The organism is Streptomyces prunicolor NBRC 13075 (assembly GCF_000367365.1).
In the GTDB taxonomy this organism is placed as follows: Bacteria; Actinomycetota; Actinomycetes; order Streptomycetales; family Streptomycetaceae; genus Streptomyces; species Streptomyces prunicolor.
This window is the reverse complement of sequence record NZ_BARF01000132.1, coordinates 14,983-36,770: the sequence shown is the minus strand read 5'-3', so window position 1 is coordinate 36,770 and position 21,788 is coordinate 14,983. Positions and strand designations below refer to the sequence as shown.

General features: G+C 68.1%; 27 protein-coding genes and 1 pseudogene. 15 read left to right on the top strand and 13 right to left on the bottom strand.

Going from position 1 to position 21,788, the window contains the following annotated elements; genetic code table 11:
- Window positions 1-49: 49 nt before the first annotated feature.
- Window positions 50-1,453, top strand: coding sequence for a sensor histidine kinase (locus tag SPR02S_RS49725; RefSeq protein ID WP_052347196.1), 1,404 nt, complete (start codon window positions 50-52; stop codon window positions 1,451-1,453).
- A gap of 113 nt (window positions 1,454-1,566) precedes the next feature.
- Entirely contained in the window at window positions 1,567-2,151 is a 585-nt protein-coding gene (locus SPR02S_RS49720; protein ID WP_019064545.1) for a hypothetical protein, read from the top strand.
- Between the two features lie 54 nt (window positions 2,152-2,205).
- Here the strand turns inward: SPR02S_RS49720 and SPR02S_RS49715 are convergent, their stop codons facing one another.
- From SPR02S_RS49715 to SPR02S_RS66015, 7 genes are all read right to left on the bottom strand, one after another.
- Window positions 2,206-2,805 carry a DinB family protein gene (locus tag SPR02S_RS49715; protein WP_019064544.1) on the bottom strand — a complete coding sequence of 200 codons (600 nt, stop codon included), beginning with the start codon at window positions 2,803-2,805 and terminating at the stop codon, window positions 2,206-2,208.
- Between the two features lie 177 nt (window positions 2,806-2,982).
- Window positions 2,983-3,342, bottom strand: a complete 360-nt coding sequence (locus tag SPR02S_RS49710; RefSeq protein ID WP_019064543.1) for a hypothetical protein — start codon at window positions 3,340-3,342, stop codon at window positions 2,983-2,985.
- Window positions 3,339-3,689: a hypothetical protein gene (locus SPR02S_RS49705; protein ID WP_019064542.1), complete on the bottom strand. Its 351-nt coding sequence runs from the start codon at window positions 3,687-3,689 to the stop codon at window positions 3,339-3,341. Before SPR02S_RS49705 ends, SPR02S_RS49710 begins: the two co-directional genes overlap by 4 nt.
- Before the next feature lie 148 nt (window positions 3,690-3,837).
- Complete coding sequence (locus SPR02S_RS49700; protein WP_019064541.1) at window positions 3,838-4,059, bottom strand: DUF397 domain-containing protein; 222 nt, start codon at window positions 4,057-4,059, stop codon at window positions 3,838-3,840.
- The gene (locus tag SPR02S_RS49695; RefSeq protein WP_019064540.1) at window positions 4,056-4,265 is read right to left on the bottom strand and encodes a DUF397 domain-containing protein; all 210 of its coding nucleotides are present in this window, start codon (window positions 4,263-4,265) and stop codon (window positions 4,056-4,058) included. The genes SPR02S_RS49700 and SPR02S_RS49695 overlap by 4 nt, the downstream gene beginning before the upstream one ends.
- Window positions 4,249-4,812, bottom strand: a complete 564-nt coding sequence (locus tag SPR02S_RS58205; RefSeq protein ID WP_306305771.1) for a DUF5753 domain-containing protein — start codon at window positions 4,810-4,812, stop codon at window positions 4,249-4,251. The genes SPR02S_RS49695 and SPR02S_RS58205 overlap by 17 nt, the downstream gene beginning before the upstream one ends.
- Window positions 4,813-4,845: 33 nt before the next feature.
- Window positions 4,846-5,088, bottom strand: coding sequence for a helix-turn-helix domain-containing protein (locus SPR02S_RS66015; protein WP_019064538.1), 243 nt, complete (start codon window positions 5,086-5,088; stop codon window positions 4,846-4,848).
- A 136-nt stretch (window positions 5,089-5,224) separates the two neighbouring features.
- Between SPR02S_RS66015 and SPR02S_RS61295 the strand changes: the two genes are divergently transcribed.
- The 4 genes from SPR02S_RS61295 (at window position 5,225) to SPR02S_RS49675 (ending at window position 7,408) form a co-directional block, all read left to right on the top strand.
- Complete coding sequence (locus SPR02S_RS61295) at window positions 5,225-5,413, top strand: hypothetical protein (RefSeq protein WP_078623243.1); 189 nt, start codon at window positions 5,225-5,227, stop codon at window positions 5,411-5,413.
- Complete coding sequence (locus SPR02S_RS58200; protein ID WP_019064537.1) at window positions 5,410-5,802, top strand: hypothetical protein; 393 nt, start codon at window positions 5,410-5,412, stop codon at window positions 5,800-5,802. The genes SPR02S_RS61295 and SPR02S_RS58200 overlap by 4 nt, the downstream gene beginning before the upstream one ends.
- A gap of 92 nt (window positions 5,803-5,894) precedes the next feature.
- Window positions 5,895-6,632, top strand: a complete 738-nt coding sequence (locus SPR02S_RS59380; RefSeq protein WP_019064536.1) for a PH domain-containing protein — start codon at window positions 5,895-5,897, stop codon at window positions 6,630-6,632.
- A gap of 44 nt (window positions 6,633-6,676) precedes the next feature.
- The gene (locus SPR02S_RS49675) at window positions 6,677-7,408 is read left to right on the top strand and encodes a response regulator transcription factor (RefSeq protein WP_019064535.1); all 732 of its coding nucleotides are present in this window, start codon (window positions 6,677-6,679) and stop codon (window positions 7,406-7,408) included.
- A 3-nt stretch (window positions 7,409-7,411) separates the two neighbouring features.
- On the opposite strand, the gene SPR02S_RS58190 is transcribed toward SPR02S_RS49675, so the two are convergent.
- Together SPR02S_RS58190 and SPR02S_RS49640 are read right to left on the bottom strand one after the other, a co-directional pair.
- Entirely contained in the window at window positions 7,412-9,271 is a 1,860-nt protein-coding gene (locus SPR02S_RS58190) for an ABC transporter ATP-binding protein (protein WP_019064534.1), read from the bottom strand.
- 1,398 nt (window positions 9,272-10,669) lie between these two features.
- A complete protein-coding gene (locus SPR02S_RS49640) occupies window positions 10,670-12,475 on the bottom strand; it encodes a bifunctional metallophosphatase/5'-nucleotidase (RefSeq protein ID WP_019064529.1) in 1,806 nt (601 codons plus the stop codon).
- A 146-nt stretch (window positions 12,476-12,621) separates the two neighbouring features.
- On the opposite strand from SPR02S_RS49640, the gene mshD reads away from it, so the two are divergent.
- The 6 genes and pseudogenes from mshD (at window position 12,622) to SPR02S_RS49610 (ending at window position 16,596) form a co-directional block, all read left to right on the top strand.
- Entirely contained in the window at window positions 12,622-13,551 is a 930-nt protein-coding gene (gene mshD / locus SPR02S_RS49635; RefSeq protein WP_019064528.1) for a mycothiol synthase, read from the top strand.
- Between the two features lie 198 nt (window positions 13,552-13,749).
- The gene (locus tag SPR02S_RS49630; RefSeq protein WP_019064527.1) at window positions 13,750-13,941 is read left to right on the top strand and encodes a hypothetical protein; all 192 of its coding nucleotides are present in this window, start codon (window positions 13,750-13,752) and stop codon (window positions 13,939-13,941) included.
- The gene (locus SPR02S_RS49625) at window positions 13,925-14,449 is read left to right on the top strand and encodes a DUF6879 family protein (protein WP_019064526.1); all 525 of its coding nucleotides are present in this window, start codon (window positions 13,925-13,927) and stop codon (window positions 14,447-14,449) included. Before SPR02S_RS49630 ends, SPR02S_RS49625 begins: the two co-directional genes overlap by 17 nt.
- A gap of 38 nt (window positions 14,450-14,487) precedes the next feature.
- Window positions 14,488-15,275: pseudogene (locus tag SPR02S_RS58185) on the top strand (helix-turn-helix domain-containing protein).
- Window positions 15,276-15,814: 539 nt separating this feature from the next.
- Complete coding sequence (locus SPR02S_RS49615; RefSeq protein ID WP_019064524.1) at window positions 15,815-16,039, top strand: hypothetical protein; 225 nt, start codon at window positions 15,815-15,817, stop codon at window positions 16,037-16,039.
- A gap of 89 nt (window positions 16,040-16,128) precedes the next feature.
- Entirely contained in the window at window positions 16,129-16,596 is a 468-nt protein-coding gene (locus tag SPR02S_RS49610) for a hypothetical protein (protein ID WP_019064523.1), read from the top strand.
- A 179-nt stretch (window positions 16,597-16,775) separates the two neighbouring features.
- Here the strand turns inward: SPR02S_RS49610 and SPR02S_RS49605 are convergent, their stop codons facing one another.
- A complete protein-coding gene (locus SPR02S_RS49605) occupies window positions 16,776-17,189 on the bottom strand; it encodes an ATP-binding protein (protein ID WP_019064522.1) in 414 nt (137 codons plus the stop codon).
- Window positions 17,190-17,455: 266 nt separating this feature from the next.
- On the opposite strand from SPR02S_RS49605, the gene SPR02S_RS49600 reads away from it, so the two are divergent.
- Genes SPR02S_RS49600 through SPR02S_RS49590 form a run of 3 tightly spaced genes read left to right on the top strand, consistent with a single transcriptional unit; the run spans window position 17,456 to window position 18,670 of the window.
- The gene (locus SPR02S_RS49600) at window positions 17,456-18,274 is read left to right on the top strand and encodes a helix-turn-helix domain-containing protein (protein ID WP_019064521.1); all 819 of its coding nucleotides are present in this window, start codon (window positions 17,456-17,458) and stop codon (window positions 18,272-18,274) included.
- A 4-nt stretch (window positions 18,275-18,278) separates the two neighbouring features.
- Window positions 18,279-18,467 carry a DUF397 domain-containing protein gene (locus SPR02S_RS49595; protein ID WP_019064520.1) on the top strand — a complete coding sequence of 63 codons (189 nt, stop codon included), beginning with the start codon at window positions 18,279-18,281 and terminating at the stop codon, window positions 18,465-18,467.
- 8 nt (window positions 18,468-18,475) lie between these two features.
- Window positions 18,476-18,670, top strand: a complete 195-nt coding sequence (locus SPR02S_RS49590; RefSeq protein ID WP_019064519.1) for a DUF397 domain-containing protein — start codon at window positions 18,476-18,478, stop codon at window positions 18,668-18,670.
- A gap of 10 nt (window positions 18,671-18,680) precedes the next feature.
- Here SPR02S_RS49590 and SPR02S_RS49585 read toward each other — a convergent pair whose 3' ends face one another.
- Genes SPR02S_RS49585 through SPR02S_RS49575 form a run of 3 tightly spaced genes read right to left on the bottom strand, consistent with a single transcriptional unit; the run spans window position 18,681 to window position 21,762 of the window.
- Entirely contained in the window at window positions 18,681-19,313 is a 633-nt protein-coding gene (locus tag SPR02S_RS49585) for a hypothetical protein (RefSeq protein WP_019064518.1), read from the bottom strand.
- Window positions 19,314-19,372: 59 nt separating this feature from the next.
- Complete coding sequence (locus SPR02S_RS49580) at window positions 19,373-20,905, bottom strand: hypothetical protein (protein WP_019064517.1); 1,533 nt, start codon at window positions 20,903-20,905, stop codon at window positions 19,373-19,375.
- Window positions 20,902-21,762, bottom strand: coding sequence for an ABC transporter ATP-binding protein (locus tag SPR02S_RS49575; RefSeq protein WP_019064516.1), 861 nt, complete (start codon window positions 21,760-21,762; stop codon window positions 20,902-20,904). Before SPR02S_RS49575 ends, SPR02S_RS49580 begins: the two co-directional genes overlap by 4 nt.
- Window positions 21,763-21,788: the final 26 nt, after the last annotated feature.

Sequence of the window (21,788 nt, the reverse complement as noted above, 5' to 3'; positions counted from 1 at the left end):
CCGGTTCCTGCACCGGTTCCGGACACTGCCGATCCGGTCGCGGCTGGCGATGCTGGTCGCGGCGGCGGTGGCGTTCGGGGTGGCGGCGGTTTCGGTGACCTGTTGGTTCATCGTGCAGGGGAAGTTGTACGACCAGTTGAACGCCGACCTGGCGAGGTCGGGGATGCGCGGACCCGGCCAGAACCAACAGGTCCAGATCGCCCTCTTCAACTGCTCGACGACTCCGCAGGACGACAACAACAACTTCGTCCGGAACGCCTACGCCCAAGTGGTCACGGAAAAGGGAAAGGTCTGCGTCCAGGACAACTCCACGGGAGTCGTCAAGGTCACCCAGGCCGACAAGGACGAGATCAAGAAGGGGGACGTGAACCGGGCCTACTACCGCAACGGCACGGACACGGACGGCAACGAGGTGCGCGTGATGACGCGCTTCGTGGCCCCCAGCACCACCACCTCCGGGGCTGTCGGACCCAACGTCGGGCTCGTCGTCGCCGTACCCCTGAAGAGCACCCAGAACACGCTCAACGAACTTGCCCTGATCCTCCTCCTCGTCTCCGGCATCGGAGTAGTCGGCGCCGGTGCAGCCGGACTCGCGGTCGCCCGCGCTGGTCTCCGCCCCGTCGACAAACTCACCGAAGCCGTCGAACACGTAGCCCGTACCGAGGACTTGACCATCCGTATCCCGGTCGAGGAGGACAGCGACGACGAGGTGGCCCGCCTCTCCCGGTCCTTCAACTCGATGACCGCGTCCCTCGCCAACTCCCGCGAGCTGCAACAACAACTCATCGCGGACGCCGGTCACGAACTCCGCACCCCCCTCACCTCCCTCCGTACGAACGTCGAACTCCTCACCCGCAGCGAGGAGACGGGCCGCCCGATCCCCCCGGCGGACCGCAAGGCGCTGCTCGCCTCGGTGAAGGCGCAGATGACCGAACTGGCGTCCCTGATCGGCGACTTGCAGGAACTGTCCCGCTCGGAGGGCCAGCGGGGTGAGCGCGTCCAGGTGGTCTCGCTCCAGGACACGGTGGAAGCGGCCCTGCGCCGAGCCCGCCTGCGCGGCCCGGAGTTGACGATCACGGCGGACGTCCAGCCGTGGTTCGTCCACTCGGAGCCGTCCGCCCTGGAACGCGCGATCGTCAACATCCTCGACAACGCGGTGAAGTTCAGCCCCGAGGGCGGCACGGTCGAGGTGCAGCTCACGCGCGGCGTCCTCACCGTCCGCGACCACGGCCCCGGCATCCCCGCCGACGAACTCCCGCACGTCTTCGACCGGTTCTGGCGTTCACCGTCGGCACGCGCGCTTCCCGGTTCCGGCCTGGGCCTGTCGATCGTCGCCCGCACGGTGGAACAGGCCGGCGGCGAGGTGACGTTGGCGCACGCGCCGGGTGGCGGGACGGTGGCGACGGTGCGGATTCCGGGGACGGCCGCGGCTCCGCCGCCGGAGATGTCGTAGCGAGCCGGCGATGCAGCGAGGCGGGTTGATCAGCGCATGCGCGCGTTCCGCTTCGGTCGGCTCAGCTGATAAACGCTGGCTCGCGCCCCGTCCCGTGCCGCAGGATTCTCGGCGTGACCGACACGGAACCCACCGAAGAAGAGACGCCGGACGGGCTGCTGGGCTGGTGCCTGGTGGCCAACGTGGCGCGAGAAACCGTGCACGGCGAGGGCGGCCTCGACATCCAGCACGGTACGAAGCACTTCCGCACAGGTGCCCTGTTGTGGCTTCCGCCCGTCCGCTGGGACCCGGGCCACCGTCGCTGGCCCGCGGTGGGCCGGCACCGAGGCAACAGCCGCCGGTACGTCAACATGATCGTGCGCGCGGACGACCTGGAGAACTTTCGGGTCAAGGGTGTCTACAGCGAAGCCCTGGTGCGCAGCCTCAACGGTTACGACCACGACCCGGCCGCCCCGCGGACCCTGCAGAACCCGCGGTCCCGTGAGCAGGCCCAGAGCTGGGCGGACGGCTGGAACCGCCACCGGGAGCCTCTCTTCATCGAAGGCCACCCCTACGCCCACCCGCGGATCTCCGTTCCCAACCCTCCGCCCGCGGAGATCCAGATCGACGGTGAGACCCTCCACCTCGCCCACTACGGCACCAGAGGAGCCCGCTACAGCCGCAAGCCCCCGCCCGTCGAATGGACCCCCGAGCCGTGATCACCGGATGGACATGTCGTTGCGGGCGCCAACGGGGTCGGCAGCGGCGCGAGATCAGCCGTCGGCTTCCCGCGCCGCGCGCTCCAGTCGGTCCCGGTGGCCCTCCCACCACGCCTGGTCACCCGGTGGCATGTTGTCCTTGCCCTGCAGGTATCCGACAGAACCGTCGATGAGCTCGCGCACGATGTCGGCGTGACCGGCGTGCCGTTGGGTGTCGGAGATCACGCGCACGAGGATGTGGTTCAGCGTCACCTCTCGGCGTTCCGTCGGCCACCAGGGGACATGACCGATCGCGTCGAGCGGCAGCGCGGCGATCGTGCTGTCGGAGTGCTCCCAGGCCTGGTGATAGAGCCCGACGATGTCTTCGCGAGACTCGTCCGCGGTGGCCCACATGTCCGAGTTGGGCTCCGACTCCTCGGTGTACCACCAGGACGGCGGCGGCTCCTCTGCGAAGAAGGGCCGCCCGAACGTGTCGCCGAGGTACCCCAGTTCCACGCTGGCGATGTGCTTGACCAGCCCCAACAGGTTCGTGCCCGTGGGAGTCAGCGGACGGCGGATGTCGTACTCCGAGAGGCCGTCGAGCTTCCACACCAGGGCGTCACGACCTTCTTGCAGATACCGGAGAAGGTCCGCTTTCGGGTTCGGTTGAATCATGCCGGGCAGCTTCCCACCCGGCACTGACAGTCCCGGCCTGACGAGGTGGTGATGCGGTGATGCCGGAGGAAAGGCTGGTGCGGCGCCCAGCGCGGGCGTCAGGTGCGCCCAGATCGATTACGGGGAGACGGTGCCGGGTCTAACGGGACACCCGGATGGTCGTGGTCTCTGCCATCGCTACTCCTCCGCCGGAGGCAGAGCAAGAGGCTCAGGTTCTTGCCAGAAGACCTCTTCGACCACGATCTGGGGATCTTCGGTTCGGCGGACGAAGGTGTACTTCAGCCAGCCGTTTCCACGGTCGAAGAAGCAGAGGTGACGGCCCTTCGGTTCGGTGGACCGGCCCGGCATGACGCTCATGCCCTCGGGTAACCCGGCGTCGGCATTGATGCCACGGAAGTACGGATCCTTCGCGGTGACCAGTTCGGCTCGCGCCGCGAGGACGATCTCACGAGCGTGGTCGGGCAGTGCCTCGAAGGTGGCGAGGGCATCGGTTCGCCAGTCCGCCTGCCAGGGCGGCCCCATGAACCCATCGGTCACTCGCCGGGCTCCAGGTCTCGGACCCGGTAGTGAATCTTCGCCGCCTCTTCGAGAAGGGCCTTGGCCTCGGCGATGTCGGTGCACTCGTACGCGGCTCGGTGTTCGAGATCGCGGACATGCGCGTCCAGCCTGGGGTCGCGGGCGAGGGCGTACTCACCCCACCAGCGGGCCATGAACGCGGGCACGGGACCTACGTCGTACGCGTCGGCGATGGCCCACTTCCAGTGGGCGTCGAAGTCCGGGAGAAGTTCGGGAGTGTGCTGCGCGATGGCCCTGCGCAGCGCCTTCGGCGTCCGCTCGGGCATCGGCGGGACGGACGGCTCGGGTTCAGCAGCGTGAGCAGTCATGGCCGGTGCCCTCCTTCGACGCGTCGTGTCTACGACCATAACCGGCTCGCCCGTTCCCTCTCAGTGGTTGCTCTCCCGGCCGTCCATTCGACCGGAAGATCCACGATGAGGGAGGCGCGGCGGCGGATGTCAGGTCTTTCGACCCAGGTCACCCGAACGTGAGCACGCCCGCCTCAGCCTTGACTCCGTCCACGAACCCGGACCATGTCGCGGCGGCGAGGATCAACGGTGGGCCGGCGGGGGTCTTACTGTCCCGGCCGGAGACGAGGCCGGGATAGCTGTCGGCGACCTCGACACAGTTGTTGGCTCCCCCGTCGCTGTACGACGACTTGCGCCAAGCAGCTGAGCTGAGGTCCAGGGTGGACGTCATGCGCCCTCCTGACCTCGGACCGACTCCACGAACGTGAACCAGGACTCGGCCGTGAAGACCAGCGGGCGGCTCGTCGGGGTCTTGCTGTCCCGGACGGGCACCAGACCGGTGCAGCCGTCAGCGACCTCGACGCAGTTGTTGTCCCCGCCTTGGCTGTAGCTCGACTTGCGCCAGGCAGCGGTGCTGAGGTCAGGGGTGTGCGTCATGACGTCGGTGCTCCTTCAGTACGGCCCGGATGAACGCCAGCGAGTCCGGTGGGGACAGCGCCAGGTCGCGAAGACGATCGTAGGACAGTCGGAGTCGCAGAACATCGCCCGGATCATCGTCGAGTTGGCTGCAGTCGTCGCCTTCCTCGTAGGCAACAGCACTGCCGTCCTTCTGCCAGAGCAGTGTCAGGGACCGCGTCATGTGGTGGTGAACACCCGCCGAGAACGGCAACACTTGGAGAGTCACGTTGGGCATCATCGCGACGGCCTCGATCTGAAGCAGCTGGTCATGCCAGGTCTTCGCGCACGCAGCGGGGCGCCGGAACGCCACCTCGTCCATGATGATCCGGACGTCGGGCGCGGGCTTCTGCCGTAGGACGTACTGTCGCCCCAGCCGTGCCGCCACCTGCTCCTCGACCATTTCGTCAGCGTCAGCTGTTGTCCAGCCGCCAGACAACACCTCCCGAGCGAAGTCCTCGGTCTGCACAAGCCCGGGCACCGCCGGTGCGAACTTCCACATCACCCGAGCCGTGGCCTCCAGCGCCATGAACCGCTTGTACGGGTCCATGAACGCGTCCAGTCATGCCACCCTCCAGTGACTGACGAGCAGGTCACCAGCCTCGTAATAGACGTCGAGGTCCTCCATCACCGTCACCTTGGACAGCCGCTCCCCCGACTCCAGTCGGCTCAGGTAGCTCTTGTCGTAGCCGGTGCCCTCCGCCAGCTGCCCGAGCGACTTCCCCGCCTTCTCGCGCAGATACCGGAGCGTCCGTCCCAGCACCGCGCGCCCCGACTCGCCCTCCGCGTCAACCTGTTCGGTCACTTCACCCCTCCCCGTTGCCTGGGCCCGCAGACAACGCCAACCCTCTTCCGCAGCGTACGCCGCACCGGTGACCATCGAGGCACGAACGGTAATCACCGCTCGTCAACGCACCGTTGGAACAGAGGAGCGCGCCGGTATGAGTGAACACATCGTAGGAATCTGGGAGTTACTGCTGATGGCACTCGTGCACGCCCTGCTCCCCTCACAGCGTCGCGCTCGACACAAACGGCGACTGCAACGGCGGCGGCGACGTGCCCTCTGGCTCGCCGTGTACGGCATCGATGTCGGACCCCGTCGCATCCACGGAGTGGTGGTGCGGGCATGAGTACCCCCAACGGCATCCCCTACAGCGGCCCCAGCTACATCCCCCACACCACCCTCGGCGAACGGCAGTTGCGGCTGCTCCCCTGGAACACCCCCGACGGCAAGCCCTGTTACCTCAGTTCCGATCACGACGACAGCCGCCTCTCCCTCCTCGCCGACGACGGCCGCCGGACGCGCCTCCCCTATTTCGACGACTGGCAACTCCCCGACTTCCACACCGAACTCGCCGACCTGCGCGCCGTATCCGCCCTGCACCGCGGCATGGACTGGGAACTCCGGCCCGACACGGAGGACCGAATACGGCGTCGCGCACGGGACCGCAAGGTATGGGGCGCGGTGTGCGTCGCAGCCGTCTTCGCCCCGCTCGCGGCGTTCGTGTTCCTGGCGTAGCCCCTGCGAACCGGACCCCGGCTCACCCCCTTCCGGCCCGGCACAGCTCCCGACCTTAGGATCGCCCCCAACACAGGCTCTGGGGAGGGTCGATGGGCGGGGACGACGAGGACGACCGCGACGACGGTCGTGGGATCGAGCGGGAGTACAGCAGGCGGAGAAAGATGTCCCGGGGGAAGTTCGCCGGCCTGTGCATCGTCGAAGGGAACTTCGCCCTTCAGATGGCGCGGCCCGACAGCATCCCCGGCCGGTACAGGCTGCTCGCGGTGGCGCTCATGGCGATGCTGGTTGTCTGGGCGATTCTCACCGTGCGACGGGGACGCACCACCGTGGGAGCCGACGGCGTAGCCACCCGCGGAGCCTTCCGCGTGCGCAGGTGGGCCTGGCACGACATCTACGACCTCCGCGTAGAGACCAATCCGGGCCAACGTAGCTCCGACGTCAAGTCGTTGACCTTCCTCTACGACAACGACGGCCGCAGGGCACACCTCCGCCAACTCGACGACTGGCAGCTCCCGGACGTCTGGGGCGAGGTGGCCGACCTGCACACCGCAGCCGCCCGGCACCGGGGTATGACCTGGGAGCGGCGCCCGGGGGTCGAGGTGCGTATCCGCGAGCGGGCCGTGTACCGCAAGGCCCGGGAGCGAGCGGCCGTCGGAGCCATCCTCGTCTTCCTCGCCGCCATCGGGTATCTGGTGTGGGCGGTGTCCGTCGACGACGGTCACCGTCTCCTGGCCTTCCTCCTGCTCCCCGGCGCTCCGCTCGCCGCCTACGCCCTCCTCGTCACGTTCTTCCGCCTGCGCTCCTCCCGAACCCCAGCCCACGCATAACCCCCTGCCAGCCCCGGCACAGCCCCCCGCCCCACCGTGTTCGGATGGCGCGGAAGATCCTGCTTGCCGACGACGACGTGGACGTACGCGAAGGGCTCGGTCGGCTGCTCAGATTCGAGGGGTACGAGACCGTCCTCGCGGGAGACGGGCGTACCGTCCTCGATCTGGTCGGCCTGGTCGGCGTACCGGACGACGCCACCGCACCCGACCTCGTGCTGATGGACGTCACCATGCCGGAGTTGGACGGGCTCGCCGCCACGCGCCGCATCCGTGCCTCCGGGTCCACCGTGCCGATCCTGATGATCACCGGGCGGGACGCGGTCGGCGACCGGATCGTCGCCCTCGACAACGGTGCCGACGACTACCTCAGCAAACCGTTCGCCATCGAGGAACTCCTTGCGCGGGTGCGGGCGTTGCTGCGCCGTAGCGCCCCGGGGCAGACCCACCTCGATCCCCCGGCCGAGCTCGAACGGCTCGTCTTCGACGATCTCGTCATGGATCTGCGTACCCGGGTCGTCACCCGGGACGGGCGGCCCCTCGATCTCACCCGGACCGAATTCCTGTTGCTGGAGTACCTGTTGAGGCATCCGGCCACCGCGCTCACCCGGTCCCGGATCCACCGGCACGTCTGGGGCTTCGACTTCGAGCCCGCGTCCAACACCCTTGATGTGTACGTCATGTATCTGCGCCGGAAACTGGAGAGCCGCGGCGAACCGCGGCTCATCCACACCGTGCGGGGGCTCGGGTACAGCCTCCGTGCAACTCCCTCTACATGATGCCTACTTGAGGGGAAGCCGCAGGATCATCGTCTCGTCCGGTGCCTGCGGCGGGACCTGGCGCAGGGTCATCGTGTCCTCCGAACGATGCGAGCGGTGCGAACGATGCCGCCCCGTTCCGGTGATCGCCATCTCGGGGAGCGGACCCGCAAGTCGCGCATACGCGCCGCCCCTTGCCACCAACTCCGCGTGCTTGCCCGTCTCCACCAGGCGTCCGCCCTCGACGACCAGGATGCGGTCCGCGTCGGGGGCGAGGCTCAGGTCGTGGGTGATCATGATGGTCGTACGGCCGGACATCAGGCGGCGCAGGGGCTGGATCACCTGGCGGGCCGCCACCGAGTCGAGGCCGGCCGTCGGTTCGTCCAGGACCAGGACCGGGGCCTCGCGGAGCATCGCCCGGGCGATCGCGATCCGTTGGAGCTGGCCGCCGGAGAGTGCCGCCGTGCCGGGGGCGATCTGCGTGTCGTAGCCCTCGGGGAGGGCGGCGATGAAGTCGTGCGCCGCCGCTGAACGCGCGGCCCGCTCGATCTCCTCGTCCGTCGCGCCGGGGCGGCCGCACTCGATGTTCTCGCGGACCGTGCCGTTGAGGATGAGGGTCTGCTGGGGGAGCAACGCGACGTTCTCCCGCAGGAATTCGAGGGGTACGTCGCGGAGGGGGACGCCGTCCAGGCAGATCACGCCCGCCGAGGGGTCGTAGAAACGCGTCAACAGCTTCGACAGGGTCGACTTGCCCGCTCCGCTCTCGCCCGTGATGATCACCAGCTCGCCCGGGTCCGCCCTGAACGTCACCTCGTTCACCGAGTCGCGGTTGGCGCCGGGGTAGCGGAACGTCACGCCGTGGAAGCTGACCCAGCCGTGGACCGGCCAGGCGGGGACGGGTTCGCTGGGGTCGCCGACGGACGGGGTGGCGTCCAGGATCTCGTTGATACGGGCGGCGCCGGCCGTGGCGGCGGTGAGGGTGAGGCCGAGTTGGCCGAGGTTGCGGACCGGCGGGTAGAGGTAGCCGATGAAGGCGGCGAAGGCGAGGAGTGCGCCGAGGGTCATGCGGTCGGCGGAGATCTCCCACACGCCGAGGCCGATCACCGCCAGGACGCAGAGCGTCTCCACGACCTCCACGAACTGCTCGTACATCTCGCTGAGGCGGGCACCGCGCACCGAGGCCTTCATCCACGCGCGGGCTTCCACGTCGAGGCGCTTCTCCTCGTCCCGGCGGCGGTTGTACGCCTGGGTGAGGACCACGTTGCCGAGGGACTCCTCGACCACGGACGTGATCGCGCCGTCCGCGATCCGCTCGTCGGTCGAGGCCTGCTTGATGCGGCCGGAGAAGCGGCGGGCGGCGATGAGGAAGAGGGGGGCGAGGACGAAGGTGGCCAGGGCCAGGTCCCAGCGGAGGTACAGGGCCGCGCAGGCGTAGAAGACCGCGGAGAACGCTGCCGAGATCGTGCCGACCACTCCGGACACGACCATCTGCTCGATGGCCTCGACGTCTCCGGTGAGGCGTTCGACCAGGTCGCCCTGGCGGTGCTTCTGGAAGAAGTGGGGTGGGAGGCCCTGGACATGCCGGAAGACGTTCGCGCGCAGGCGCAGGACGAAGCGTTCGGCGGTCCAGGTGGCCAGGGAGTTGCCGAAGTAGCCGACGAGCGCGCCGAGCGCGGCGACGCCGAGCCAGGCCGCGGCCGGGCCCCAGAAGTCGGACAGCGAACCGGACTTGAGGGCGTTGTCGGTGAGGTCCGCGAAGATCAGGATCGCGGCGGTCTCGGAGAGCGCCGACACCACGACGCACGCGATGATCACCGCGAGCCACTTGCGGTCACCGCGGGTCAGCGGCCAGAAACGGCGGAAGGCCTCACGGGCTTCCCTCATGGTCAACAACTCCCTTCAGAGCAGGCCGGGTTCAGTGGATGGCCGAGTTCAATAGGTGGCCGATGCGCGTCCATGGCCTGGACGTGGCCGAGGCGGGGCCACCGAAGCGAGTTCGCTCGCTAACCAGTGGCCCCGCCTCACGGTGTGCGGGATCAGCCCTTGTGGGCGACCGGGCGCTTCGGCGCGGGCTTCTTGGGCGCGGGCTTCTTGGGGGCCGGGGCCGGCTTGCGGTGCTTCTTGACGGGGACGATCTTGTGGAAGCTCATGACGGGGTCCCTCCCGGTAAGTGCCGCGCTGGTGCGGCGAGTTGTGGGGTACTGCGGGTGGTGCGAGTACCGCGGGTGATGCTGCGGGTGCTGCAGGTCTTCTACGGCCGACCGAGCGGCTTACTTGTGACCCACGGGGCGACGCTTCGGGGCCGGGACGTGCTTCTTCGGGGCCTTCTTGGGCGCCGGGGCGGGCTTGCGGGTCTTCTTGACCGGGGCGATCTTGTGGAAGCTCATGGTGGGGTCCCTCCCTGGAAGTGCCGCTGTGTTGCGGCTCGTTGTGGGGTACTGCGAGTGGTGCTGCGGGCGCTACGGGTCTTCTACGGCCGGGGCTGCGGGTTACTTGTGACCCACGGGGCGACGCTTCGGGGCCGCCGCCGGCTTCTTCGAAGGCTTCTTCTTCGGCGCCGGGGCGGGCTTGTGGGCCTTCTTGACCGGGGCGATCTTGTGGAAGCTCATGTCTGTGTCCCTCTCTGTCGCGGCTACTGCCGGCTCTGCTGCGGTTCTGCAACAGTTCCTCTACCGATCTGCTGCAACTGCCTTTGATTTACTTCTGAATTACGCCTGTAAATTCTTTGTCAGCCCTTGTGGGCGACCGGGCGACGCTTCGGGGCGGGCTTCTTCGGTGCGGGCTTCTTGGGGGCCGGGGCCGGCTTGCGGGTCTGCTTGATGGGGTGAATCTTGTTGAAGCTCATGATTTATTTCCCTCCCTGGGAATTCTTATCTGCGGTTTATTGCGGCTGGCCGGACGGGCTACTTGTGGCCGACCGGGCGACGCTTCGGGGCCGGGACGTGCTTCTTCGGGGCCTTCTTGGGCGCCGGAGCGGGCTTGCGGGTCTTCTTCACCGGGGCGATCTTGTGGAAGCTCATCGTGCTCTCCTTCGTCTCTTGCGTTCTCTTGCGTCTTCTTGTCGTTTGCGCTGTTCGCTTTCGACATGGAAAACACTACTGGACTTCTGACGCAGGAAAAGCCTTTTCTGCTTAGACCTTCCTGAGCAATCCCTGTGGAAGATTCTTATGGACTTTGCGGAACTGAACCCGTCCTTACACAGAATTTAAAACGGGAAAACGGAAGGGGCCCGGCGCCGACCTGCGGCTCCGGGCCCCTCGTCAGGGATGGGTCAGGGATGGGTTACTGCACGATGTTGATCCGGTTCGCCGCCGGAGGCGTGATCGGGGTCGTCGCCGACGAGTTCGCCGTCAGGTAGTCCGCCAGCGCGGTCAGGTCGTCCGTGCCGACCAGGTCACCGGTGCCCTGCCCCAGCGTCGTGAAACCGTCACCGCCGCCCGCGAGGAAGCTGTTCGTCGCGACGCGGTACGTGGCCGCCGGGTCGATGGCGGAACCGTTGAGCTTGATCGAGTCGATGACCACCCGGTCCGCGCCGGTCTTCGTCAGGTCCAGCGTGTAGGTCAGCCCGGACGACACCTGGAGCACCTTCGGCGCCGCCGTGTTCGTGCCGCTCACCTGTTCCTTGAGCGCCTGGATCACCTGGGCGCCGGTGAAGTCCTGGAGGTTCACCGTGTTCGCGAACGGCTGCACCGTGAAGCCCTCGGCGTACGTCACCACGCCGTCACCCTCACTGCCCTTGGCCGCATAGGTGAGCCCCGCCCGCACCCCGCCCGGGTTCATCAGCGCGAGGTCGGTCTCCGGGTCCAGCTTCTTGCCGTACGCGAGTTGGGCGTCCGCGATGAGGTCGCCCATCGGGGACTCGGTGCCGGTGTTGTTGACGTCCCCGGAGATGTAGCCGATCGCGCGGTTGCCGATGGGGGCCGCGAGGGTGTTCCACTTGCCGATCAGCGCGGTCAGGTCGGCGGCCTTGGGCACGGTGCGGGTGACCACGTGGTTCGCCGACTTGACCGCCGTACGCGCGATGTCGCCCGTCTTACGGTCGTACGTCAGCGTGGTGTCCGTGTAGAGGCGGCCGAAGGAGGCCGCCGAAGTGACCATACGGGGCTGGCCACTTGGGTCATTGATCGTGCAGACGTACGCGTTGTGGGTGTGGCCCGTGACGAGCGCATCGACCGCCGGGGTGACGTTCTTCGCGATGTCGACGATCGGGCCGGAGATGCCGGAGCCGCCGCCGGACGCGTCGCAGTCGTAGTTGTAGGACGCGGAGGCCGGGAAGCCGCCCTCGTGGATCAGCGCGACGATCGACTTGACGCCCTGCTTCTGCAGCTCCTTGGCGTACTTGTTGATCGTCTCGACCTCGTCCTTGAACTGGAGGCCCTTGACGCCGTCCGCGGAGACGATGCCCGGGGTGCCCTCCAGCGTGACGCCGATGAAGCCGACCTTGACGCCGTTCTTCTTCCACACCCAATAGGGCTTCAGGATCGGCTTCTTGGTCTTCTCGTCGAGGACGTTGGCCGCGAGGTAGGGGAAGTCGGCGCCCTTGAACTTCTTGTCCGTGTAGCAGCCCTCGGTGGGGTGGCAGCCGCCGTTCTGGAGGCGGGCCAGCTCCTTGGCGCCCTCGTCGAACTCGTGGTTGCCGACCGAAGTGACGTCCAGATCAAGCTTGTTGAGGGCCTCGATGGTCGGCTCGTCGTGGAACAGGCCCGAGATCAGCGGGGACGCGCCGACCATGTCGCCGCCGGCCGCGGTGATCGAGTACGGGTTGCCCTTGCGGGCGTCGCGCAGGTGCGTGGCGAGGTACTCGACACCGCCCGCGTCGATCGTCTTCGTCGTGCCGTCCGCCTGGAGCTCGGTGACCCGGCCGGAGGAACCGGACGGGGGCTCCAGGTTGCCGTGCAGGTCGTTGAAGGACAGGAGCTGTACGTCCTGGTAGCGGCTGGGCTTGTGCCCCTGGCCGCCGGGGTTGCCGTGCGCGTCGGCGGGGAGCGCGGCGGCCAGCGCACCCGCCGTGGCGAGGCTCACGGTGGCGGCGAGGAGTGCCGCGGTACGGCGTCTGCGCGGGCGGTCGGGCTGGGTTGTGGCTGGCATGAGCCCCCCTGTGTGTCGGCTGAGAAGGTCACCACGTTCCGGCGCAGCCTAGGGTCAACGCGCGTAGCGTGACAGGGGGTTCTTGGTTACATCCTGGTTTCTTCTTTGCCGCCACTTTGCGGGGAGATCGGCTTACCCTCGTACCCATGACCAGCGACGACACCGTACGGCCCGCGCCCGGCTCCCGATCCATCGAGACCTACTCCGCGCTCTCCCCGGACCAGGGCGCAGCCGTCCTCGCGCTGATCTCGGAGGCCGCGCGGACCGACGGGCAGCAGGCGGTGTCCGAGCAGGGGCGGTTGCGGATCCGGGGCGGTGAGCGCGACGGGGTCTCGCATCTGCTGCTCACCCTGGGCGAAGAGCTCGTGGGCTACGCGCAGTTGGAGGACACGGACCCGGTCGAGGCGCCGGCCGCCGAACTCGTCGTCCACCCCTCGCACCGGGGCCACGGTCACGGGCGGGCGCTCGGCGCCGCCCTGCTGGCCGCGTCCGGGAAACGGCTCCGGGTGTGGGCCCACGGTGGCCATGCCGCCGCGCGTCACCTCGCGCAGGTTCTCGGGCTCACGATGTTCCGTGAACTCCGGCAGCTGCGGCGGCCGTTGACCGACCTTGAGCTGCCGGATCCGGTGCTCGCGAAGGGGGTCACCGTACGGACCTTCGTACCCGGCGTCGACGACTCGGCGTGGCTTGCCGTCAACGCCGCGGCCTTCGCCCACCACCCCGAGCAGGGGTCCCTCACCCAGGGCGACCTGGACGACCGTAAGTCCGAGGCGTGGTTCGACCCCGAGGGGTTCTTCCTGGCGGAACGGGACGGCGAACTGGTGGGCTTCCACTGGACGAAGGTGCATGAGCAGGAGCAGCTCGGTGAGGTCTACGTCGTCGGGGTGTTGCCGGGTGCGCAGGGTGGCGGGCTCGGCAAGGCGCTGACGACGATCGGTCTACGGCACCTTGCCGCGCGGAGGTTGCCCACGGCGATGTTGTACGTCGACGCGGACAACAAGGCGGCGGTGTCCGTGTATGAGCGGCTGGGATTCACGACGTACGAGACGGACCTGATGTACCGGTCGGAGTCGTGAGGCGGGGGTCGGGCCGCTGAACTCGCTTGAGCCGCGTGTGCCGGTGATCGACGCCGGTGCGGATCGCCCTGGCTGGGGCAGGTTACGCGGTTTCCCGTTCCGTCAACCGTGATCGCTTGACCCGTCCGCCCCTCGCTCGGGAGCATCGACTCGGAAGCGGGGTACTGGCAGCGCCACGGCGGGGGGGGAACGCGGACCATGAAGGTCACCAAGCTGGTCAGCACGTGCGACATCAAGGACTGCCCGACGATCTACGCGACGGACCGCGGCACGTTCCTGGTGCAGGGCGAGACGCCGACCGATCACGGGCTTGAGATTCCCGCTCACGAAACCCTGGTCGAGATCCCGATGGAACTGATCCGGAAGGCCATCCGTGGCAACCTCGTCTAGGACTCTCGGGGACCTCTTCGACACGTTCGAGCGGGAGGCGTTCCGCCTCGAAACCCTCGACGACTACAGCAGGTCCGGAAACGTCGGGGCCTACCACGCTTTCCTGGCCGGCAAGCCACAGCCGGACGACTACAACGCGGGCTGGATCGAAGAGCTCCGATCGCACACGGCGAAGCGTAAGCGGATCTATCGGGTGCACATTCTGCGCCGCCCGCTCTCGGACTATCTCAGGTTCGAACTCGGGTGGGGATATCAGAGGAACATGTCAGGGGGCGAAGAGTTCTTCATTCTCGACATCACCGAAAGATCCAATCCTCTGGAGAACGTGCCCGACTTCTGGTTCTTCGACTCCGAGACCGTTGCCACAATGAACTACGACGGGACCGGGAAGTTCCTGGGCGCGGAAGTCCTGTCGCCCGAACGAACGGCGGAATTCACGCGGTTCCGCGACGTGGCACTCGCTCAGGCGGAGCCGTTCACCAAATGGTGGGCCAAGTACGGGGCGTGAACAGAGCACAGCTTGGAGCCGCGCTGCGGGCGCTGCGGATGGCATCCGGGAAGGAAGCCAAAGCAGTGGCCCGCAGCGCCCTCATGTCTCCCTCCAAGCTGTCCAAGATCGAGAATGCGAAGCTCGCGGCCGGCGCGACGGACGTAGAGCGCATCCTGACTGCCATCGGAGTATCTGACGAGGTCAAGGCGGAGACACCGAGGCCGCACGAGCTTCGGCGACCGAGGCGACGGCATGGCGTCTCCTCAAGCGGATGGGAGTCCACAAGGGGCAGCAGGCCGCCAAGGCTCTGGAGACTCAGATGTCGACGCTGCGGCTGTTCCAGTCGGCCCTGATTCCCGGTCTGCTCCAGACACCGGAATACATCCGGGCCGTTCTGCGACGCCACCACCTCAGCGAGGACGCACTCACCCGCACGATCAACGGCCGACTTGAACGTCAGGCAGTCCTCTACGACAGCAAGAAGTCACTGCGTTTCATCATCACAGAGCCTGTCCTGCGGTGGCGCATCGTTCCGCCGCAGATGATGGCCGCGCAGCTCGACCGCCTCGTTTCTGTTTCACGATTCCCTCACGTGGACATCCGGGTAGTTCCCCTGCGGGTGCAGCAGCTCGATATCGCGAATCACGCATTCGTCATTCGCGACGACCGAATGGTCACGATAGAGACGGTCCACGCCGAGGTGGTCGTCACGGACCCGAAGGATGTAGAACTCTACGTCGAAAAGTTCGAGGGATTCGAGCGAATAGCGTTGTCCAGTGACGGCATGCGGAGCCTCGTCGAGAGAATCCGCGACGAATTCTTGCGGGAACAGGAAACAGGCTAGAGAAGCCTCTGCGGCGCGCCGAAGATGGCGACATGGAGAGCGAAGAAAGAACGTCCGATCCTCAGACCGAGGCCACGGCGGGAACGCACCTGACCGAACTTCCGCGTGAGCCTTCGGCTGTGCCTGGCTGCCCTGACTGCCTGTCCTTGTCGACGGCCCGCGAGAACGCCCGTTCCACAGGAGACTCCAGCGCCGTGATCGACGCCAACGTGAGGATTCGCCGACACCAGGCGAAGGCACATGCGGCATGAAATCCGGCTCGGACCTCTTCGCCGACCGCCCCTTGATGACCATGCGGGTCTCGCGTGACTCCGGACGTTCCTGGGAGCCCGAGCGGGCCGTGTTCGGCGGTGACGTAGACCTGGCTCCCTTGGGCACCTCGGAATGGCCCCCGTGCCAGTGCCCGCGTTGCGCTGCGCGCGCCAAGCGCTCCGGTCGCTGAGGCGTAGGGCTTCCTCTCCCCTCAACTCCCGCCCGCGACACGGGCGGTGGCGGTCACCCATGGCCGCGATCAGCTCAACAAGAAGGTAGGTGCAGCGATGCAGAACGGAACTGACCTGTACGCGCTCGACCTCAGCGGCGCCTCGTTCGTGAAGGCGTGCGGTGGCCCTTGCACCGAGGGGTGCGTGACCCTGGCGCGGATCGGTGTGGACGCCTGGGCGTTGGGCGACAGCAAGCGGCCGGGCGTGGAGCCGTTGCGGTTCACCTCGGAGGAGTTGGACGCGGCGGGGATCGACCCGGCGCGGTTCGGCCTGAACGTCTGATCCGTCCCCTCTGCCGGCCGGGCAGCCGGGCCCGTCCCCGCCCTTGGGCCCGGCTGCCCGGTCGGCACTTCTCGAAACGGGAACAACTGGTGCACCACCACGGCTACTTGTGGACCGGCCCGAAGGAGCGTTTCGACCACGAGGCGCTACGGCGGCCCCCGCATCCGGAGCCTCCTCCCGCTGGAAGCAGGCCGGAACTGATCCAGCGTTACCGTGAAGTGGCCGCGGAGTTCCCGACGGTGGATCTTCCGCCGCTCGAAACGGCGTACTGGCTCATCAAGCCCCCCTCGCTCGTGCGCGCCACGTGGGACGAGGCGAAGGAAGCGGCGTCATGGCTCGGGGAGCAACTCGCGGAGTATGCACCCCGGTTCACGTCCGAGGCCCAGCGCGACACCACCCGACTGGCCCGGCTGGTGAACTCCGCTGCCGAGCGGCTGGAGTCGGGGGCCGATGTGTCGTTCGGCTTCTATCTCGAACGCCCCGCGTATCTGTCCCTGGCGCTGGTGACATGTTCCCCGAACCGTTCGAAGCCAGACCTGCTCTGCCCTGTGCGGTAGTTCCGGCCGGACATCGCCTCAAGCCGGGTCTTCGAATGTGAGCGGTGCGGCCCTTTGCCCGTCCCCGCCGGAGCAGACGTTGCCCGCAGAAGTGTGACACTTTCCGCTTGAGTGTCACACTTCTGCGGCTCGCCTCCTGACGCCGAGCGCCCCGCCCTTCACTCAACTTCGAAGACCCCTCAAGCCGCAGCGAGCTCACACCACACGAGCTTCCCCCGCTTGCCGTTCCGGGACAGCGGCTGCCAGCCCCACTGGTCGGCGCAGGCCCGGACCAGTGCGAGACCGCGGCCGTCCTCCGCGTCGCCGAGTTCCGCCAACGACCGTGGCGGCTCGGGAGGTTGGGGGTCGGCGTCCCAGGCCCCGAGCCGCAGTACTCCCGCCGCCCAGCCCACCCGAAGGGCGGCGGCCCCGTTCGCGTGCCGTACGGCGTTGGCGACCAGCTCCGTCGCGAGGAGTTCGGCGGTGTCGGCGAGGCGGATCAGGCCGTGCACGGTGAGGATCAGGCGCAGGGTGCGGCGGCTGACGGTGACGGCACGCAGGTCGTTGGGGATGTAGAGGCAGTACTCCCAGGGCACGGGCGGGTTTTCGGGCATGCGTCAACTCCGGTTCGGTGATGGGGGGTTCGGAGGACTGCGGGGTGTCGCGGGCGGTGGCTTGCCGCAGCCGTCCTGGCAGGACGGAGTGGTGCGCTTCCGGTGCCCCGGGATTTCCGCAGCGTGTGCGTCGCATCACCGACGGTAGACCTAGCATTTTAAGTTTCGCAAGCCGGTCGCGTAATCTGACCCCCGAACGAGTCGCGCCCACGGGCGCGTTGGGAGGAACGGTCGTGGCATTGAGACGCGAGCCAACGGCACGTCAGATGCGCCTGGCAGTCGAGTTGCGCAAACTCCGCGACGCGGCAGGTCTCGCGGCCCGCGAAGGGGCGGCGCTGCTCGGAGTGAGCGCCGCGCAGATCAGCCAGATCGAGGCGGCCCTCACCGGCGTCAGCGAAAAGCGGCTACGCCGCCTGGCGGCCAACTATGCAGCCACGGATGAGGAGTTCATCGACGCCCTCGTTGCCATGGCGACCGACCGGACCCGTGGCTGGTGGGAGGAGTACCGAGGATCCCTACCCACGCCGTTCCTCGACCTGGCCGAGCTGGAGCACCATGCCAGCTGCCGATGGGACGTGGACTTCCTGCACATCCCGGGCCTTCTGCAGACCGAGCACTACGCCCGAGCCCTCTTCTCCTACGTGAACCCGGAGTTCCCCGAGAGTGAGGTGGAGAGCTGGGTGGAACACCGGATGAAGCGCAGGATCATCATCGAGCGCCCGGATCCGATTCCGTACGAGACGGTGATCCACGAGGCAGCCCTGCGCATCCGGGTCGGCGACCAAACTGCGGCGCGGGCTCAACTCGCCCGTGTCCTGGAACTCTCCGAAGCCGACCATGTCACCGTGCGTGTCATCCCCTTCGATCTGAACGGCTTCGGCGGGGCCGGAAGTGCCATGGTGTACGCGGGCGGCGCTGTTCCGCAGTTGGACACCGTGGTGCGTGACGGCCCCAACGGCCCCGTTTTCATTGACTCCGAGGCCCAGCTCAATCGCTATCGAACCCTCTTCCGTAGGGTGGAGGCGGTGTCACTTGAACCCGAGCGTTCGCGTGACTTCATCCACAGGCTGGCGAAGGAGCTGTGACCGCATGATCACCCCTGGCATCTGGAAGAAGTCATCGTTCTCCGGGGGCGGCCAGGGCGACGCCTGCGTGGAGGTCGCCCATCGCCACCCGCACATAGCCATCAGGGACTCCAAGGTCCCAGCCCGAGCCACTCTTACCTTCCCCGCCCGCGCTTTCACCGCCTTCATCGACGGGTTGTCCAAAGAACCGTGAGGCACCCCGTGAACACCCGCGACCACTGGCAGAAGTCGTCGTACTCCGGTGCCGGGGACGGCAACTCCTGCGTGGAGATCGCACACCGCCCCACCCGCATAGCCATACGCGACTCCAAGACCCCGGCCCGAGCCACACTCACCTTCCCCGCCGAGGTCTTCACCGCCTTCGTAGAGGCACTGAAGGAGAACCCCGGCCCCTGATCACGTCCAATCAGGTCGGGATCAGCCGCCTGCGCCTCACCGGCTCCGGCCCGCAAGCCGCCCACACCGCAACCGCCCCCACCAGCACCATCGCCCAGTGATCATGCCCCACCCCCCACTGCTTCTCCGTAGGGGAGACGTACATCCCCCAGTCATTGGGCAGCGCCAGCGGGGACACCAGGGCGATGACCAGGAAACCGGCGGCCACCCGCTGGCCCGGTTCCGGTTCGGCTGTGAAGCGGAGGGCCGCTGCCGCCGCCGCGAGGGAGAGGACCGCCGCCGCTGCCGCCTCCAGGGTCATGTCGCCCACCGGAGGGCGGATCTTCGACGGGATCAGCAGGACCGCCGCTGTCCACCAGGCCGCCGCGAACGGGGCCACCAGTGCCACCCGCAGGGTCGTGCGGAGGATGCGGCGGGTCGGTACCGAGGACGTCAGGTCGCGGGCCGGGTCGTCCAGGACGAAGGCCAGGCCCAGGGCGAAGGTGAGGGCGGCGGCGCGCAGGGCGATGAGCGCGGACCACTGGTCCGGTTCGTCCGAGAGCAGGCGGGGCAGGGCGGCGATCAGCAGCGCCACCGCTGCGGTCGCGGCCAGCCCCCGTACCGGCAGGGCGCGCAGGACGGGGCGGGTCAGCTGCGCCAACACCCTTGCCGTAGAAGGGGGTTGGACTCCCGCCTGCTCAGTCTCCCCGCTCTCCCTCGTCATCACTCGCACTTGTCAGCCCCACCGGGAGCCTTGACGCCCAGCAGCTGAGCGACCTTTGCCGTCGTCACCTTCGGAGCAGTCAGTTCCGCCCAGTGCGCCTTCACCTTCGGGGTGACCGTGGACGGGCCCGCCGCGAGCAACTCCCTCACGACGCTGGTCTGTCCGGCCGTCATGGTCATTCCGTTGGTCGGCGACAGGACGATGGAGGAACCGGTCACGGTGTCGCTCAGGCGGACCGCGCGGAGCTCGGTCACCGGGTCGGACGTCCAGCCCAGGGCCAGCCACATGATGGTGACCATGCGGCCGTCGCACACGTCACCGCCGGCCTTCTCGTTCCCGAGGACCAGTACGGAGGCGACCGCGGCGGAGAACTCCGGTGTCCGGGGTCCGCCCCACATCGTGCGGACGGTGACCTGGTTCGGTGTGGTGGACGGCTCGATCGCGCCGTCGCCCTCCATGCCGTAGCGGGCCTCGACCCGTTGCTGCACGAGCAGCTTCCGGGTCTGTGCGGTGCCGCCCGCGAGGGACTGGACGTGGTCCGTGACCTCGGCCCATGTCGCCGTCCTGGGTACCCACTCGGGGAACGCGCAGTACGTCGAACGGCCGTGCCGGACGCAGGACTGGACCTTCTGCGGGTTGAGCGTGGCCACCGTGCGGGCCGCGACCGTCTCCGACGAGACGCCTGCCGCCTGGCCGACTCCGCCGACCACGCCGAGGGCGATCGCTCCGGCCAGCGAGCCCGCCAGGACCGCCGTCGACGTCTTCGTACGGCCCTTGCTGATCAGTACCGCGAGCAGGGCGAGGGTCAGGGCCAGGCCCGTCAGGTACAGGGAGTGCGAGACGGCCGGGCGGCCGATCAGTTCGGAGGGGATCGTCTTGGTGCTCCCCTCGCCGACGATCGGGGTCAGCCAGGCCGTGGCACTGCCGCCGCCGATCGAGGCCGGCGCGAGGACGGAGAACACGAGCAACAGCACCGCGGCCACCGGGATCGCGAACGGCTTCGGCACCAGCCTCGCCATCAGCAGCCCGATCGCCCCGCAGAGCAGCACGCACAGCGGGCCTACCAGCAGCTCGCCCACCGAACCGTGGCCCACCGCCGTCGACTTGACCGCCTGCCAGCCGAACTGGGCCGCCACGCCCAGCACGACGAGTCCGGTCACCGGCAGGATCGACAGCGCGTGCGCGGCCGTACGACGCCACGGTTCGAGGACCAGAACCCCGAACAGCCGCTCTGTGTCGTGCCGTTGGGAACGCAGTACGGCCTGGTTGACACAGAGCAGGACCGCGAAGCCGACCAGCAGCGGGCCGGTCTGGGTGGCGCGGTCGACGTCCTGGAGGGCCGGATAGCCGTACCAGCCGCTCTTGGTGCGCCACACGATCCAGGCGACGTAGGCCGCCAGCATGAACAGCACCGGGATACGGAGGAGGAGTTTGCGGGACTCGAAGCGGGCCAGGGCGAAGATCGCCGACCATGGCTCGCGGGCGGGTGCCGTGCTCGTCTCGGCGGGGGCCTCAGTCAGTACCGTGCTCATGCCGTCGCCTCCGCGTGCATGCCGTCGAGGGTGAGCAAGTAGCCGTCCTCCAGGGTGGGTTCGACGAGTTCGGCGCCGGGCGGCGGGTCGCCCACGTTGCGGAAGACGCCGAGGCCGGTGCGCCAGCCCGCCTTCGCGTTCGGGTCCCGTTCCGAGCTGCTCCAGACGCGGCCCGCGGCCCGTGCGGTGAGTTCGGCCGGGGTGCCGTCGAAGCGGACGCGGCCGGCGGCCATCACGACGACGCGGTGGCAGAGCATCGCCACGTCCTCGGTCTGGTGGGTGGACAGGAGAACTGTTCGCCCCTCCCCTGCGCGGGCGATCAACTCCCTGAAGCGCATGCGCTGTTCGGGGTCCAGGCCGACCGTCGGCTCGTCCAGGACCAGGAAGCCGGGGTCGCCCACCAGCGCCGCCGCGAGCGCGACCCGCTGGCGCATACCGCCGGACAGCTTCTTGATGCGCTTGCCGCGTACGTCCGACAGGTCGACCTCGGCGAGCACCCGCCGTACCTCGTTGTGGCGGGCGGTGCGGTCGGTCAACTCCTTGAGGATCGCTACGTAGTCGACGAAGTCGAAGGCCGAGAAGTCGGGGTGGAAGCCCGGCGTCTGCGGGAGGTAGCCGAGCACGCGCCGGGTCTCCTGGCGGCCCGCGGGCGTGCGGGGGTCGTGGCCGAGGACGGTGAACGTGCCCTCGTCGGCGGGGACCGCGGTGGCCAGCACCCTCAACAGGGTTGTCTTTCCGGCCCCGTTGGGGCCGAGCAGGCCGGTGACGCCTTCGGTGAGCCGCAGCGACACGTCGTCGAGGGCGGTCGTCAGGCCGTAGCGCAGGCTGAGCCCGGCCGCGGAGACGGTGGTGGTCATGACGTACTCCAGTCAGAAAATGGCAT